This window comes from Phenylobacterium sp. (assembly GCF_031181185.1).
Lineage (GTDB): Bacteria > Pseudomonadota > Alphaproteobacteria > Caulobacterales > Caulobacteraceae > Phenylobacterium.
On sequence record NZ_JAPSKZ010000092.1, the window covers coordinates 1 to 15,192 of the forward strand.

General features: G+C 68.7%; 19 protein-coding genes. 11 read left to right on the plus strand and 8 right to left on the minus strand.

Annotated features, from left to right (window positions below; all coding sequences use genetic code 11):
* The coding region (locus tag RIF93_RS12360) for a hypothetical protein (protein WP_309091741.1) at window positions 1-528 on the minus strand (528 nt) is incomplete at its 3' end.
* Window positions 529-727: 199 nt separating this feature from the next.
* Between RIF93_RS12360 and RIF93_RS12365 the strand changes: the two genes are divergently transcribed.
* Complete coding sequence (locus tag RIF93_RS12365) at window positions 728-1,090, plus strand: phage holin family protein (RefSeq protein WP_309091743.1); 363 nt, start codon at window positions 728-730, stop codon at window positions 1,088-1,090.
* Here the strand turns inward: RIF93_RS12365 and RIF93_RS12370 are convergent.
* A complete protein-coding gene (locus RIF93_RS12370) occupies window positions 1,087-1,896 on the minus strand; it encodes an enoyl-CoA hydratase-related protein (RefSeq protein WP_309091745.1) in 810 nt (269 codons plus the stop codon). The genes RIF93_RS12365 and RIF93_RS12370 overlap by 4 nt on opposite strands.
* Window positions 1,897-1,970: 74 nt before the next feature.
* Between RIF93_RS12370 and RIF93_RS12375 the strand changes: the two genes are divergently transcribed.
* The gene (locus RIF93_RS12375; protein WP_309091747.1) at window positions 1,971-2,147 is read left to right on the plus strand and encodes a hypothetical protein; all 177 of its coding nucleotides are present in this window, start codon (window positions 1,971-1,973) and stop codon (window positions 2,145-2,147) included.
* Here the strand turns inward: RIF93_RS12375 and RIF93_RS12380 are convergent, their stop codons facing one another.
* From RIF93_RS12380 to groES, 3 genes are read right to left on the minus strand one after another with little or no spacing between them, the layout of a single operon-like run.
* Window positions 2,148-2,456, minus strand: coding sequence for a DUF1905 domain-containing protein (locus RIF93_RS12380; RefSeq protein ID WP_309091749.1), 309 nt, complete (start codon window positions 2,454-2,456; stop codon window positions 2,148-2,150).
* Between the two features lie 57 nt (window positions 2,457-2,513).
* Window positions 2,514-4,157, minus strand: a complete 1,644-nt coding sequence (groL, locus tag RIF93_RS12385) for a chaperonin GroEL (protein ID WP_309091750.1) — start codon at window positions 4,155-4,157, stop codon at window positions 2,514-2,516.
* A 47-nt stretch (window positions 4,158-4,204) separates the two neighbouring features.
* Window positions 4,205-4,516: a co-chaperone GroES gene (gene groES, locus RIF93_RS12390; RefSeq protein WP_309091752.1), complete on the minus strand. Its 312-nt coding sequence runs from the start codon at window positions 4,514-4,516 to the stop codon at window positions 4,205-4,207.
* Window positions 4,517-4,758: 242 nt separating this feature from the next.
* Here groES and RIF93_RS12395 point away from each other — a divergent pair, with 242 nt between their 5' ends.
* From RIF93_RS12395 to RIF93_RS12420, 6 genes are all read left to right on the plus strand, one after another.
* Window positions 4,759-5,976, plus strand: a complete 1,218-nt coding sequence (locus RIF93_RS12395; protein WP_309091754.1) for a cyclopropane-fatty-acyl-phospholipid synthase family protein — start codon at window positions 4,759-4,761, stop codon at window positions 5,974-5,976.
* Window positions 5,977-6,058: 82 nt separating this feature from the next.
* Window positions 6,059-6,472, plus strand: coding sequence for a hypothetical protein (locus tag RIF93_RS12400; RefSeq protein WP_309091756.1), 414 nt, complete (start codon window positions 6,059-6,061; stop codon window positions 6,470-6,472).
* 247 nt (window positions 6,473-6,719) lie between these two features.
* Complete coding sequence (locus tag RIF93_RS12405; RefSeq protein ID WP_309091758.1) at window positions 6,720-7,118, plus strand: hypothetical protein; 399 nt, start codon at window positions 6,720-6,722, stop codon at window positions 7,116-7,118.
* A 197-nt stretch (window positions 7,119-7,315) separates the two neighbouring features.
* Entirely contained in the window at window positions 7,316-8,635 is a 1,320-nt protein-coding gene (locus RIF93_RS12410; protein WP_309091760.1) for an acyl-CoA dehydrogenase family protein, read from the plus strand.
* A 253-nt stretch (window positions 8,636-8,888) separates the two neighbouring features.
* A complete protein-coding gene (locus RIF93_RS12415; RefSeq protein WP_309091761.1) occupies window positions 8,889-9,641 on the plus strand; it encodes a TSUP family transporter in 753 nt (250 codons plus the stop codon).
* Window positions 9,642-9,872: 231 nt separating this feature from the next.
* Window positions 9,873-10,496 carry a GNAT family protein gene (locus RIF93_RS12420; protein ID WP_309091763.1) on the plus strand — a complete coding sequence of 208 codons (624 nt, stop codon included), beginning with the start codon at window positions 9,873-9,875 and terminating at the stop codon, window positions 10,494-10,496.
* Here the strand turns inward: RIF93_RS12420 and RIF93_RS12425 are convergent.
* The gene (locus tag RIF93_RS12425) at window positions 10,489-10,929 is read right to left on the minus strand and encodes a DUF6265 family protein (RefSeq protein WP_309091764.1); all 441 of its coding nucleotides are present in this window, start codon (window positions 10,927-10,929) and stop codon (window positions 10,489-10,491) included. The two genes, RIF93_RS12420 and RIF93_RS12425, sit on opposite strands and share 8 nt — an antisense overlap.
* Complete coding sequence (gene tadA / locus RIF93_RS12430) at window positions 10,926-11,378, minus strand: tRNA adenosine(34) deaminase TadA (RefSeq protein WP_309091773.1); 453 nt, start codon at window positions 11,376-11,378, stop codon at window positions 10,926-10,928. The genes RIF93_RS12425 and tadA overlap by 4 nt, the downstream gene beginning before the upstream one ends.
* A gap of 12 nt (window positions 11,379-11,390) precedes the next feature.
* Between tadA and RIF93_RS12435 the strand changes: the two genes are divergently transcribed.
* The 3 genes from RIF93_RS12435 (at window position 11,391) to RIF93_RS12445 (ending at window position 14,756) form a co-directional block, all read left to right on the plus strand.
* Window positions 11,391-12,503, plus strand: a complete 1,113-nt coding sequence (locus RIF93_RS12435) for a pseudouridine synthase (protein WP_309091766.1) — start codon at window positions 11,391-11,393, stop codon at window positions 12,501-12,503.
* Window positions 12,504-12,506: 3 nt separating this feature from the next.
* A complete protein-coding gene (gene rsmD / locus RIF93_RS12440) occupies window positions 12,507-13,076 on the plus strand; it encodes a 16S rRNA (guanine(966)-N(2))-methyltransferase RsmD (protein WP_309091767.1) in 570 nt (189 codons plus the stop codon).
* Between the two features lie 108 nt (window positions 13,077-13,184).
* Window positions 13,185-14,756, plus strand: a complete 1,572-nt coding sequence (locus RIF93_RS12445; protein WP_309091769.1) for an ATP-binding protein — start codon at window positions 13,185-13,187, stop codon at window positions 14,754-14,756.
* Here RIF93_RS12445 and RIF93_RS12450 read toward each other — a convergent pair.
* Window positions 14,753-15,192 (minus strand): VOC family protein (locus RIF93_RS12450; protein ID WP_309091771.1); only part of this gene is annotated, 440 nt, incomplete at its 5' end. The genes RIF93_RS12445 and RIF93_RS12450 overlap by 4 nt on opposite strands.

Genomic DNA, 15,192 nt, shown 5'->3' on the forward strand with positions numbered 1-15,192 from the left:
CATGTAGACGACCGTCATGGCGAAGCCGAAGCCCACGATCATCAGGTCGTCTCCCGTGTAGCCGCCGAACACCGTCGGCAGCAGCATCCAGAGCGCCAGCGCCGGTCCCCCGATGAGCGCCAGCGACGGCGGCGCGCGGTAGGAGAACCCGGATGCGTGGATCATGAGGGTCACGAGGATGGCCATGCCCGCCAGCCGCTGCGGCTCATCGCCCGACGCCCAGCATTTCAGGGCCAGGGCGCACCAGGTGAGGCCGGCCGCGGACATCCAGACCAGGTAGATCGCGCGCTGGCGCGGGGTCAGCGCCCCGCCGCGCCTCGCGCTGCGTGAAGAGAACCGCGAGCCGCCCTCTGTCGTCACGAAGGCGAGGAACCAGCCCAGCCCGAAAGCGGCGCCGAACACATAGCCGGCCAGCGTCGCGGCGCCGACGCCGATCACGACGCGGACGGCCAGCACGTCCCAAGATGTGCGCGCAACGACGTCCAGTCGTTCGTCGAGCACGTTCCAGCGCCTCTCGGCCAAGCTCACGCATCCCCCCGAATGCATTGTCAGGAAAGAAGGAACTGCGGCCGGGCTCTCGAACGGAGCTATCCTGGCCGAAGACCCATTTTGGGCCGCAATGGTGAACAGAACCTTGTTCGGTGTGGCGTGGCGGATGCGGAGCCGTTGTGGGCCGGCGAAAACCGGGCTCTAGTCCAGCTCTGCCGCCCGCAGCTGGAAGCTTTGCATGTTCCTCCGGTTCCTCGTCCGTGCGGTCTTCGCCGCGCTCGGCCTCTGGCTTGCGTCGGCCATCGTGCCGGGAGTGTCCGTCGACAACACCGGGACCCTGATCGTCGCCGCTGTGCTGCTGGGGCTGGTCAACGCCTTTGTCCGGCCGATCGTGTTCATCCTGACCCTGCCGCTGACCATCGTGACCCTGGGGCTGTTCCTGCTCGTCGTAAACGCGGCCATGATCGGCCTCGTGGCCATGCTGCTAGGCGGCTTCCAGGTGGACGGGCTGATCGCCGGCGTGATGGCCGCCATCGTCACCGGGATCGTCAGCTGGATCGGCAACATGGTGGCCAAGGACGACGACCGCCAGCGGCGCTAGCGGCCTTTGAAGACGGCCGGCCGCTTTTCCATGAAGGCGGCCACCGCCTCGCCGAAGTCTTGGGTGCGCACGAGCGGCATCAGCTGCAGGAACACGTGGTGCACGTGTTCGTCGAAGCCTTCGGAGAGGCCCATGCGCATCATCCGCTTGGCGGCCTGGACGGCCAGAGGGGCGTTGCCGGCGATCTCGGCGGCGAGCTTCCGCGCCTCGGCCTGCAGCTGATCGGCGGCGACGACGCGGGAGGCCAGGCCCCACGCCACCGCCTCGTCCGCCGTCAGGGTGCGGCCGGTGAAGATCAGTTCGGCCGCTTTCGACCAGCCAACCAGCCGAGGCAGCAGCCAGGTGCCGCCAGACTCAGGCACGACGCCGCGCTTGGTGAAGGCCACGGCCAGCTTCGCGCGGTCCGCCACGAGCCGCATGTCGCAGCCCAAGGCCGTATCAAGGCCATAGCCGGCGGCCGAGCCGTTCAGGGCGCAGATGGTCGGCGTGTCCAGGTTGAACAGCACGGTCGGCGGAGTCGAGCGTAGGTCGAGGTTCGTGGGCGCGGACGCGCCCTCCAGCCCCAGCTTGCCCTGGCCGGCGCCGCGCAGGTCGAGCCCGGCGCAGAACGCCTTTCCGGCGCCGGTGAGGATGATCGCCCGCACCTCCGGATCGCGGTCGGCCTTCAGCAGCAGCTCGGCGAGCTGGGTCAGCATCGGGCCGGAGATGGTGTTCATCCGCTCCGGGCGGTTCAGCGTGATGGTGGCGATGTGCTCGCTGACCTCGTACAGCACCTCGGCGCCGAGGGCGGCGTTGGAGTCGGCCATGGCGGATCCTCCTGCGTTTGAGGGAGGAGCCTAGCAGCCGCGGCGCCCGCCGCTACGTCAGCTTCGGAGAGCTCATGTCGATCGAGAACCATCCCGGGTACGCCCGCTGGCAGGCCGCCAAGGAGCGGCTGGAGGATGCGAAGCTGCTCCTCGACCAGGTGACCACCGACGCGGAGCGCGCGGTGGCCCAGCGCGAGGTCGATGACGCGCAGGAGGAGTATGACGCCGCCGTCGACGCCATCGTCGGCTGATCAGGCGTCGATCTCGACGGAATAGGCGGTGCGCTCTCCGGCGCTGACGCCCGCGCGCCGCCGCACCTCCGCCTTCACTGGCAGCAGAAACGAGCGGCTCTTGCTGTCCTTGAACAGCGAGGTCTTCCAGCTGACGTCTCCGATGCGGGCGATCACCCGTAACGAGCCGAACGGGGCCAGTGGACCAGCGACCGTGCGGATGCCCTCGGCCACCTCGATGGGCAGGGTGATGAAGTGCCATCCGCCGGGCCCGGCGTAGGCCCAGAGCTCGCCTTCGGCCTCGTAGCGGAACGACATGGAGCCTCGCACACGAAAAAGGGCGGAGCCTTGCGGCCCCGCCCTCGATCTTACGTCTGAGCGTCGGACTTAGAAGTCCATGTCGCCCATGCCGCCGGGCATGCCGCCCGGAGCGCCGCCGCCCGAGTTCTTCTTCGGGGCTTCGACGATCGCGGCTTCCGTGGTGATCAGCAGGCCGGCCACGGAGGCGGCGTCCTGCAGAGCCGTACGGACGACCTTCGCCGGGTCGATCACGCCGGCCTGCACCAGGTCGACGTACTCTTCCGTTTGGGCGTTGAAGCCGAAGGTGGCCGAGGCGTTCTCGAGCACCTTGCCGACCACGATCGAGCCTTCCACGCCGGCGTTCTCGGCGATCTGGCGGATCGGGGCTTGCAGGGCGCGGCGCACGATGGCGACGCCCGCTTCCTGGTCGTCGTTGTCACCCTTGAAGCCGTCGAGAACCTTCGAGGCCTTCAGCAGGGCGACGCCGCCACCCGGGACGATGCCTTCTTCCACGGCCGCGCGGGTCGCGTTCAGGGCGTCGTCGACGCGGTCCTTCTTTTCCTTCACTTCCACTTCCGTGGCGCCGCCGACGCGGATCACCGCAACGCCGCCGGCGAGCTTCGCCAGGCGCTCTTGCAGCTTTTCCTTGTCGTAGTCCGAGGTGGTGTCCTCGATCTGCTTCTTGATCTGGGCGATGCGGCCTTCGATGCCCGACTTGTCGCCCGAGCCGTCCACGATCGTGGTGTCGTCCTTGGTGATCGACACTTTCTTGGCGCGGCCCAGCATGTCGAGGGTCACGTTCTCGAGCTTGATGCCGAGGTCTTCGCTGATCAGCTGGCCGCCGGTCAGGATGGCGATGTCTTCCAGCATGGCCTTGCGGCGATCGCCGAAGCCCGGAGCCTTGACGGCCGCGACGCGCAGGCCGCCGCGCAGCTTGTTCACCACGAGGGTGGCCAGCGCTTCGCCTTCGACGTCTTCAGCGATGATCAGCAGCGGACGGCCCGACTGCACGACGGCTTCCAGCACCGGCAGCAGGGGCTGCAGCGAGGAGAGCTTCTTTTCGAAGAGCAGGATCAGCGGCTCTTCGAGTTCGGCCTCCATCTTCTCGGCGTTGGTGATGAAGTAGGGCGACAGGTAGCCGCGGTCGAACTGCATGCCTTCGACGACGTCGAGTTCGGTCTCGGCGGTCTTGGCCTCCTCGACGGTGATGACGCCTTCGTTGCCGACCTTTTCCATCGCGCGGGCGATCATCTCGCCCACTTCCACGTCACCGTTGGCCGAGATGGTGCCGACCTGGGCGATCTCGCTGTTGGCCGAGACCTTCTTGGCGTTGGCCTTGATCTCTTCGATGACCTTGGCGACCGCCTTGTCGACGCCGCGCTTCAGGTCCATCGGGTTCATGCCGGCGGCCACCGACTTGAGGCCTTCGACGACGATCGCCTGGGCCAGGACCGTGGCGGTCGTGGTGCCGTCGCCGGCCTTGTCGTTGGTCTTCGAGGCGACTTCACGGATGAGCTGGGCGCCCAGGTTCTCGAACTTGTCCGTCAGTTCGATTTCCTTGGCGACCGACACGCCGTCCTTGGTCGAGCGCGGGGCGCCGAAGGACTTCTCGATCACCACGTTGCGGCCCTTGGGGCCCAGGGTGACCTTCACCGCGTTGGCGAGGATGTTGACGCCGCGCAGCATGCGGTCGCGCGCGTCGGAGGCGAAATAGACGTCTTTGGCAGCCATGTTGCTGTCCCTCTTCTAAACTGGTGCGTGGAAAGCGAGCGCGGGGCTTAAGCGGCCTTCGCGGCCTTTTCGGCCTCGAGCACGCCCAGGATGTCGCTTTCCTTCATGATCAGCAGGTCTTCGCCTTGCAGCTTGACCTCGGTGCCGGACCACTTGCCGAACAGGATGCGGTCGCCCGGCTTGACGTCGAGCGGCTGGACCTTGCCGGTCTCATCGCGCGCGCCGGGGCCGACGGCGATCACTTCGCCTTCCTGCGGCTTTTCCTTGGCGGTGTCGGGAATGATGATCCCGCCCCGGGTCTTCTCTTCTTCCTCGACGCGGCGGACGAGGACGCGATCTCCCAGAGGACGAAACGCCATGATGCTTAATCTCCGTTCGAGACGGTGGTTGAATTCGATGTGACGGAAGCGCCGCCAGGGCCGCCTGTTAGCAGTCTCGGCCTCTGAGTGCTAACGTCGCCGTCGAGGTAGGAAAACGGCGCTCGGGAGTCAAGACGGAGGCTGTTGCGCCGAAGCGGCGCGGTTCCCAACTCAGAAGGCGGGCGGAACCTCGGCCGTAGCGCCGACGTTCCGTCGAACGTCGGAGACGTGGGGGTCCAGGCATGAGCCTGCAATCGTTCCTGCAGAAGACCGTCCGCGAGGGCGACCTGACGCTGCACCTGCCGGGCGGACGCTCGCTGAAGCTGGGTGACGGGTCCGGACCGCCGCTGGTGGCGCGCATCACCAGCCCCATGTGGGCCGCGCGCATCGCGGCCAAGCCGGGCCTGGGCGTCGGCGAGGCCTATGTCGAAGGCGGCCTTGTCCTGGAGCAGGGCGACATCGCCGACTTCATCGACCTCATCGGGCGCAACGCCAAGTTCAAGAAGCGCAAGAAGCGCGGTCCTCTGGCCCGGTGGTGGCGCGATCGTCGGCGGGAAGCCAACCACCGGCGCGCCGCGCGCAGGAACGTCGCCCACCACTACGACCTGTCGAACGAACTGTACCGACGCTTCCTCGACGCGGACATGCAGTACTCCTGCGCCTACTTCGCCCGGTCCGACATGACGCTGGAGGAGGCGCAACTGGCCAAGAAGCGGCACATCGCCGCCAAGCTCGCGCTCAGGCCCGGACAGAAGGTGCTGGACATCGGCTGCGGCTGGGGCGGCATGGCCATGACGCTGGCCGAGGAGGCCGGCGTCGAGGTCGACGGGATCACGCTCTCCACTGAGCAACTGGCCCTGGCCCAGCAGCGGGCGGAGGCGAAGGGCCTGGGCAGCCGCGTGCGCTTCTCGCTGACCGACTATCGTGACGTGCCGGGCCCCTACGACCGCATCGTGTCCGTGGGCATGTTCGAGCATGTGGGCCGACCGAACTACCAGGCCTACTTCGATGGCGTCGCCCGCCTGCTCAAGGACGACGGCGTGGCCCTGATCCATTCCATCGGCCGTCCGGAAGGGCCGAACGTCACCAATGCCTGGGTCGCCAAGTACATCTTCCCGGGCGGCTACATCCCTGCCCTGTCGGAGGTGCTGCCGGCGATCGAGCGGGCGGGCCTCCTGGTCACCGACATCGAGATCCTGCGCCTGCACTACGCCGAGACGCTGAAGGGCTGGCGCGAGCGCTTCGCCCTGCAGCGCGACGAGATCGCCGCCATGATGGACGAGCGGTTCTGCCGGATGTGGGAGTTCTACCTGGGCATCTCGGAGATGGCCTTCCGGCACCGCGGCCACTTCGTGTTCCAGGTTCAGCTGGCCAAGCGCGTGGATGCCCTGCCGATCACCCGCGACTACATGGGCGAGGCCGAGGCCAAGCTGGCGGGACCGCAGCGCCGCGTCGCCTGACGTACCCGTCTTTCTGGTGGAGGCGCCGCATTTGCGCCGCTAGGCTCGGACTTTGCGTCGACACGCCACCAGGAGAGTTCCCATGCGCCGCGCCTTCGCGCTCGCCACCCTTGCCGCCGTCGCCTTCGGAGGCGCGGCCGCCGCCGAGACCTGGACCAAGTTCGTCGACGCGGGGAACGGGACCGAGTGGTCGTACGACGCCGACTACACCTACAAGGACAGGCAAAGCGGCCGGCTGGTGGTGATGCAGGCGATCTCGAAACCGGCGTCCAAGCTCGGTCCGTCGGGCCCCGGCAAACCGGACGGCGTGGGCTACGTCTATGCGCTGGACTGCAAGGCCAAGAACCTGATTTCCCTGGCCCAGTACACGCCATCCAAGCCGCTAAAGATTGCGGCGGACTGGCGCAAGGCCTCGCCCAAGAAGGCGGCCGGCCCAGAGAACGAGGCGCTGCTGGCTGCGGTCTGTCCGCATGCGGAGCGCGCGCCGGTCAAATAGTCGGCCGGCTCAACGCAAGCTTGACCGTAGAGTCGCCATCCTCCGCCCATGGGATGGTGGCCGAAATTGCTTCCGGCCGTCGCCGTGGTCTCGCTTGTCGCGGTCGCGGTGGCGATCACCGCGAAGCGCCCGCCTACCTCTGAGCGGCGAAATGCTTGACCTGAGAGGTAATCGACGGGCCGCGGCCCGCGGGTGACCCTTCGTGCATCGCGGACGTCAGCGCCGCACGCCTTGAAGGAGCCTCCCCATGACCGCCATCCGTTCGACCTTCCTGCGCGCCGTGATCGGCCTCGACGCCGCCGTCTGCGGCGCGCTGGGCGTCGTCTTCGCCGCCGGCGGCGCACCTGTGGCCAACCTTACCGGCCTGCCGACCGCCTTCGCCCAACCCGTGGGCCTGTTCCTGGTCGGCTACACGGCCCTGCTGGTTTGGCTGGCGCTGCGTCCGTCGCTGCCGCGCGGCGCCGTCTGGGGCCTCGTGGGCTTCAACGCCATCTGGGCCGTCGAGAGCGTGATGATCGTCGCCCTGGACTGGGTGCAGCCCACCATCGTCGGCCAAGGCGTGATCTACGTCCAGGCGGCCGGCGCGCTGGGCGTGGCGGCCATGCAGGTCCTGGCGCTGCGTCTGGGCCGCCCGCAGGCTGCATGACCCGGTCGCCACGCGCCGTCCGGTCCTCCCCCGGACGGCGCGGCCGCTCCTTGGCGCCTGCGATAGCGGCAGCTCTTGATCCAGCGCCGGCGCTCGCGCGGGATTCGACAAAGCGAATTGAAACGCTTGTTTGAACGTGGTCCAATGCGCTCAACGCCGCCGGACCCGCGCCGGCCAGTCGAATGGGAGCGACCAGGATGACCATGACCGCCGAACGACCGCAGTCCGGCTTCACGCTGAGCCCGCAGGACGAGCTGAACGACCTGCGGATGTCGGACAAGGCGCTCCCGCTTTACAACAAGGTGAAGCAGTTCATCCGCGAGGTGGTGGAGCCGACGTCCGAGGAGTTCCACCGGCTGGGCGAAGGCCGTCCGGACATCTGGGATTATGCGCCGGGGCAGCTCGAGGTGCTGGACGCCGCCAAGGAGAAGGCCAAGGCCGCTGGCCTCTGGAACTTCTTCCTGCCCGACGCCCACACCGGCGAGGGCCTGTCGAACCTCGACTACGCCTACATCGCCGTTGAGCTCGGCAAGAACCGGCTGGCGTCCGAGATCATGAATTGCGCCGCGCCCGACACCGGCAACATGGAGGTGCTGGAGCGCGTCGGCACGCCCGAGCAGAAGAAGCAGTGGCTCGAGCCCCTGCTGCAGGGGAAGATCCGCTCGGCCTACTGCATGACCGAACTGAACACCGCCAGCTCGGACGCCAAGAACATCGACACCCGCGCCGTTCGGGTCGGCGACGAGTACATCATCACCGGCGAGAAGCACTACATCTCGGGCGCTGGCGATCCGCGCTGCAAGGTGATGATCACCATGGTCCGCACCGGCGGCGAGAACGACCCGCCGCACCTGCAGCAGTCCCAGATCCTGGTGCCGCTGCCCTGGCCGGGCGTCGAGATCGTGGGCGCCCAGCACGTGTTCGGCGATCCCGACGCTCCGCACGGGCACATGCACATTCGCTTCAACAACGCCCGCGTGCCGGCCGAGAACATCCTGCTGGGCGAAGGCCGCGGCTTCGAGATCAGCCAGCTGCGCCTGGGCCCGGGCCGCATTCACCACTGCATGCGCGCTATCGGCTCGGCCGAGAAGGCGCTGGACCTGATGGTCACCCGCGGCATGAGCCGCGTGGCCTTCGGTAAGCCGATCATCCAGCTGGGCGGCAACCTCGAGATTGTCAGCCGCGCCCGCATCGAGATCGAAGCCATGCGCCTGATGGTGCTGAAGGCCGCCAAGGCCATGGACGTGCTGGGCAACCGCGAGGCCCGCGTCTGGATCCACATGGTCAAGGCCATGGTGCCCGAGCGCGTCTGCAAGATCATCGACCAGGCGATCCAGATGTACGGCGCGCTGGGCGTGTCGCAGCACACGCCGCTTGCCCGGATGTACGCCAACACCCGCACCCTGCGGATCGCCGACGGTCCGGACGAGGTCCACCACATGGTGGTCGGCCGCAACGAGCTGCAGCAGCTGCGCGAGACGGCGGACGCCTCCCTGGCGGCGGTGTTCCGCAACTAGGGCGCGCGCCCGACGAGAGGATGAGGCCCCGGTCCGCACCGGGGCCTTTTTCTTTGGTGCGCTTCGAGCTTGGGTGTAAGCCGTCGGCGTCCCATGACGGCCTCGCCCGCCATCCCCAACGCCATTCCAGAAGGCGCTCGCCCGATGCGGCTCGCAGCGCCTGTTCCGCTCCGCGCACGATGCGCCGGAGGTCCGCAATCCGGAGGAGCCTGTGCCTCCTCCGCGAGGCGGACTCCTCTCCCGGAGATCTCCCATGACCCTTCTGACCGGCGGCTTCGTGGTCGCCATGGCCTTTGTCACGGCCGCGCTTTCTGGCGTGTTCGGCATGGCCGGCGGGCTCTTGCTGATGGGCGGCCTGGCGCTGGTGCTGCCCGTACAGGCGGCGTTCGTCACGCATGGCGTCCTGCAGCTCGTCGCCAACGGGTGGCGCGCAGTCCTGCATAGGCGACACGTTCGCTGGGACATCGTCGGCTGGTATGCCGCGGCCTCGCTCCTCGCGGGGGTTTTCGTGGCCCTCCTTGCGTTCACCCCTTCGAAGCCGCTGCTGTTCCTGCTTCTGGGACTGGTGCCGGGCCTCACCTGGCTGCCGCAGCGCTGGATCAAGCTGGACGCCGCCCGGCCGCCGCAGGCCTTTCTCTCAGGACTGTCGGTGACCGGCCTCAACCTGACCGCCGGCGTGGCCGGGCCGCTGCTCGACATCTTCTTCGTCCGCACCGAGCTCACCCGGCACGCCATCGTCGCCACCAAGGCCGCCACCCAGGTGTTCGCGCACCTGGCCAAGATCCTGGTCTATGGGGCGCCGCTGGTCGCCGCCGGCGCGAAGGACCTTCCGCCCTGGCCTGTGTTCGGCCTGGCCGTCCCGCTGTCGATGGCCGGGACCTTCGCCGGCGGGCTGATCCTGGACCGCATGAGCGACGTGAACTTCAAGCGCTGGACCCGCTGGATCGTCACCGCGATCGGCGGCCTCTACCTGGTCCAGGCCGCCCAGCTCCTCCTAGCTGGCTGACCGCCAAAAAAAACGGCCGGATCCTTGGGGACCCGGCCGGGGGAAGTTCATAGGGAGGAAACGCCCAGGATGGGCACGCCTTCAGGTATGTCGGCTCCGCGACCTTGCAAGACGGGCCGCGAAAAAATTTTGGGCGCGCGTGCAAAATAAGCTTCGCCGCACGTTTGTGGTCTGCTCAAGCTTGCCAGATTGGACCTGTCGAGCGGTCCACTTGCGGCGTACAGCCGGACCATGTCCGAGACCCTGACCCCACCCACCGCCACCGAAACCCCGCGCCTGACGCAGCAGGTGCTGGAGAACCGCTTCGTTCGCCTGGAGCCACTCACCGAGGCGCACCGCACCGACCTTCAGACCGCCTGCTGGGCCGATCCCGACCTCTGGACGCGCCTCTACTCGTTCTCGATGCTGCCGGACCGGTTCGACGCGACCTGGGGCATGCTGGTGGGCGGACAGCTCGTGCCGCCCAGCCAGACCTATGCGGTGATGCGGGGCGGGCGGTGCGTCGGCATGACCTCGTTCATCGGCATCGACGCCCGCAACCGCACGGTCGAGATCGGCGGCACCTACTATGCGCCCGAATTCCGCGGCGGCGCGGTCAACCCGGCCGCCAAGCGCCTGATGCTGGGCCACGCCTTCGCGGCAGGCATGAACCGGGTGCAGCTCTGTGTCGACGCGCTGAACGCCCGTTCGCGCGCCGCGGTGCTGAAGCTCGGGGCGGTGCACGAGGGCATCCTTCGGGCCCAGAAAATCACCTGGACCGGGCGGCGACGGGACACGGTCGTCTTCTCGGTGCTTGCCGACGAATGGCCGGCCGTGCGCGATCGTCTCGATGCGAGGTTGGCGGCCTTCACCTGACGCGGGTGTAGCGCCACTCCTGCCGCTGCAGTTCGCCCTTCACGAGGCCCTCGACGCCGGCGCAGAGGTCCTCGCCGCAGCGGCGATAGAAGACCCGCTGCGGGAAGTCGTGGGCCTTGTTCTCGAACACCGCCTCGCCGTCGGGGCCCGGCAGCAGGACAAAGGCCGTGGGCGGCTGGCCGGGGAGGGTGGCGGTGAAGGTGGCCCCGGCGGGCTCGGCGCTGATCTTCACGTGCTCTACGAAGGGCTTCTTGCCCGGCCGGTTCGTCTGCCCCACGCCGCCCATGACCCCGTCCTTGGGCGCAAGCCAAGTCTCGCGGACGACCAGGCCGTCTTTCTCCTGGATCCAGGTCCCGGCCATCCACGACAGCTTGGCGACATCGGCGGCCGCGTCGCCCAGGACGGCGGCGGCCATGAGGGCTCCTACGATCATGGCTTGGCTCCGGTCCTGCGGCGGGCGCGGAAGAACGCCTTCAGCATAGCCGAGCTCTCGTCGGCCAGCACGCCGCCGGTCACCTGGGGGCGCCAGTGGCAGGTCGGCTGCTCGAAGAAGCGCGGCCCATGGACGACGGCGCCGCCCTTGGGGTCGTCCGCGCCGAACACCACCCGGCCGATCCGCGCGTGGCTGATCGCGCCCGCGCACATGGCGCAGGGCTCGAGCGTGACAACGAGTGTGAGGCCGGTAAGCCGGTAGTTGCCGAGCTTCGCCGCCGCCTGCCGAAGGGCAAGAACCTCGGCATGGGCCGTCGGATCGCGATGGCTGATCGGACTGTTGGCGGCGACGGCGATCACCTCGCCCGTCGCCGGATCGACCACGGCGGCGCCCACCGGCGTCTCGCCGGCCACGGCGGCGGCTTGCGCGGCTTCGAGCGCGATGCGCATGGTGCGGCAGTCATGGTCCACGATCCACTACGAACCGACCGCGCCGCTTCCGGTCAAGCCCACCCCTCCGACGAGGGCGCCGCCGAAGGCGCCGGCGAACGCATCGCCAAGCTGCTCGCCCGCTCGGGCGTCGGCTCCCGCCGCGACGTCGAGCGGCTGATCGAGGAGGGTCGCGTCGCCATCAACGGGCAGGTGCTGACCACGCCGGCGGTCAAGGTCGAACCCGGCGATATCGTCACCGTCGATGGCGCGGTGGTGGGCGAGCCCGAGCCGGTACGCGTCTTCCGCTATCACAAGCCCGTCGGCCTCGTGACGACACACAAGGACCCGCAGGGCCGCCCAACGGTGTTCGAGGCGCTGCCGCAAGGCCTGCCGCGACTGATCTCCGTCGGCCGTCTCGACCTCAATTCCGAGGGGCTGCTGCTGCTCACCAATGACGGCGGCCTTGCCCGTGCGCTGGAGCTGCCGGCCACTGGCATCGTTCGCCGCTACCGCGCACGGGCGCACGGGCGGATCACCCAGGAGCGGTTGGACAAGCTGAAGGACGGGATCACCGTCGAGGGCGTCCGGTATGGCGCGATCGAGGCCCGGCTCGACAAGGCCAAGGAAGGCCGCGAGGCCGCCAACCTTTGGATCACCGTCACCCTGCACGAAGGCAAGAACCGTGAGGTTCGGCGGGTGCTCGAAGCCGTGGGCCTGAAGGTGAACCGGCTGATCCGGCTGTCTTACGGTCCCTTCGCGCTCGGGACGCTGGGCGTCGGCGAGATCGAGGAGGTGGGCCCGCGCGTGATCCGCGAACAGCTGGCCGATTTCATCCTGCCGCAGAACATGCCCAAAGGCGACCGGCCGCAGTTCCGCTCGCCGGCCAGCAAGAGCCGCCGCGCCCAGCAGGAGAGCGTTCGCGCCGAGCTCGTGCCGCCGCCCCGCGAGAAGCCGAAGAAGGAATACAAGGCCGGCTGGGCCAAGCCGAAGGCCAAGGCAAAGCCGTCGGGCAAGGCGCCCGCGAAGGGTCCGTCCAAGGCCAAGATACAGGCCAAGATCGAGGGCAAGACCATCGGCGCGCCCAGGCGGGCGCCCGCCAGCCGACCCGCCCGCCCGCGCCCGGCTCCGCGGGGGCGCGGCTAGCCCATGCGCATCGTTTCGGGTGACTTCCGCGGCAAGGCGCTGGCCACGCCGCCTGGCAAGACGACGCGTCCGACGTCGGACAGGGCGCGGCAGGCGATCTTCAACATCCTGGAGCACGCCCCCTGGTCCCAAGGCGTACGCGACCGTCGCGTCATCGACCTGTTCGCGGGCTCGGGAGCCCTGGGCTTCGAGGCCCTATCGCGGGGCGCCAGCTTCTGCCTGTTCGTGGAGACGGACGAAGCTGCTCGGGGGGCCATCCGCGAGAACGTCGACGCCATGGGGCTGTTCGGGCGCACCCGGGTGCATCGGCGCGACGCCACCCAGTTGGGCGTGCGGCCCGGGGCCGACGGTCCCGCTTTCGAGCTCGCGTTCCTGGATCCGCCGTACGGCAAGGGACTGGCCGAGGTGGTGCTGGCCAGGCTCGCCGAGGGCGGCTGGCTCGCGCCAGACACCGTGGCTGTCGTCGAGCGCGGCGTCTCGGAGGTTCCGCTGGAGGCGCCCGGCTACGAAATCCTCGACACGCGCGACTACGGCGCAGCCAAGGTCTGGTTCCTGAAGCTGGGCGGACGGTAACCCTGTCATTCAGGTTTCGCGAAAGCTTCATCGAAGCGGCCGCGAGTTCTAACGGCTCGTTAGTGTCATCATTCCTTTCCTCGCGCCCGGGAAATCCCGGGGCCGCGTATGACTCTTCTGCTCGATATTGCGCCGTACATTCCGCCCGCCGCCCCCGAGGCGACCGGAGGCGAGATCTACCGCCGTTTCCAGGAAGAGGCCGACACCCTGGCGATAGCGGTGGTCGACGAGGACGGCCGGCCCGTGGGCTTGATCGAGCGCAACGCCTTCCTCGTGCAGATGGCGGCGCAATACGGCTATGCGCTGTGGGCCCGGCGGCCCGTGGCCCGGCTGATGAAGACCGATCCGGTCATCGCCGACGGCGACGTCACGGTGGCCGAGTTCTGCGGTCGCATCCTTGAGGAGCGTCCGTCCGAACTGCTGCACGGCTTCATCGTCACCTGCGGCGGCCGCTATGCCGGGGTGGGCACAGCGCTGGCCCTCCTACAAGCGACCGCGGCCGCTGCGGCAAGCCACGCGCAGCAGATGACCCGGCTGGCCCACGAGGCGCAGGAAGCGCTGGCGGCCAAGGGGCGGTTCCTGGCGGTCATGAGCCATGAGATCCGCACGCCGCTGAATGGCGTGCTGGCGGTGGCCGAGATCCTGCGCCGCAAGTCGACCTCGCCGGACGTGATCCCCCTTGTGGAGACGATCCGCGACTCGGGCGGCGTGCTGCTGCGGCTGCTCAACGACGCCCTGGACCTATCCCGCGCCGAGGCCTCGGGCCTCGCCCTCGACGAGGCGCCCACCCGGCTGGACCTGCTGCTGGACGAGGCGACCGGCCTTTGGGCCGCCCAGGCCGAGCTGAAGGGCCTGAAGCTTGACACCCGGTACGAGGGGCCGCCGGACGTCTGGGCGCTGGCCGACGTCACGCGGCTTCGACAGGTCCTGAACAATCTTGTCGGCAACGCCCTGAAGTTCACCTCCGAGGGTCGGGTAGACGTGCGGATCGGCTGCGCGGTCGAGGAGGGCTACGCGCGGCTGTGGGGAGAGGTTTGCGACACCGGACCCGGCCTGCCGCCGGACCGCTGCCTGGACATCTTCGAGCCATTCCACCAGACCGAGGAGGGCGTGCGCCGCGGCGGCGCCGGGCTGGGCCTGGCCGTCTGCCGCCAAATACTCCACCGCATGAACGGCGAGATCACGGCCGACACAGCGCCGGGCGGCGGCGCCCGGTTCCGCTTCGAGGCGCCGTTGCACCTCCTGCCGGCGCCGGAGCACGCCGCGTCGCCTGCGGCCTCGGACGAGGCAGCGAGCCGGCCGCTGCACGTGCTGATCGCCGACGACAACGAGACCAACCGGATGGTGGCGCGCACGCTCTGCGAGATGTTCGGCTGCACGAGCGAGGCAGTCGAGGACGGCGCCCAGGCCGTAACCGCCGTGGCCAGCGGACGGTTCGACCTGGTGCTGATGGACGTGAAGATGCCGGTGATGGACGGCGCCGAGGCCACCCGCCGCATCCGCTCTCGCGGCGATGCGGCGTCGCGGATTCCGATCCTGGCGCTGACGGCCAACGTCGACCCGGCTGACGCCGCGTTCTACCGCCGCTGCGGCATGAACGGCGTGGTCGAGAAGCCGGTGAAGCCCGAGCGGCTGCTCGCGGCCATGAACGCCGTGCTCTCGTTAGCGGAGGCCGCCTAGAAGCTCACCTTTACGCTGTCGGCTGACCGCTGGTGAGGCCCGTGGAAGACCGCTTCCACGTTGTTGCCGTCCGGATCGAAGGCGAATGCGGCGTAGTAGCCGGGATGGTACGCCCGCTCGCCAGGACCGCCGTTGTCGCGGCCACCGGCCGCGAGCACCGCGGCATGCCAACGGCGCACCGCCTCTTCGTCCTGGGCCTGAAACGCAAGGTGGACGTGGCTGTGGGCGTCCGCCGGCCCTTCGTCCACCCAGAGCTCGTCGCAGAAGAAATAGCCGTCCCCCTCCACGAGCGGCAGGCCGAGCGCGTCCATGCACGCCTTGTAGAAGCGCTTCGAGGCTTCGAGGTCCTTCACGCGAAGATGCACGTGATCGAGCAGGCGACCGCGATGTAGCTCCATGGTCGTTTCCCGTTTCGGGGTCTTGACCCTAACGCGAC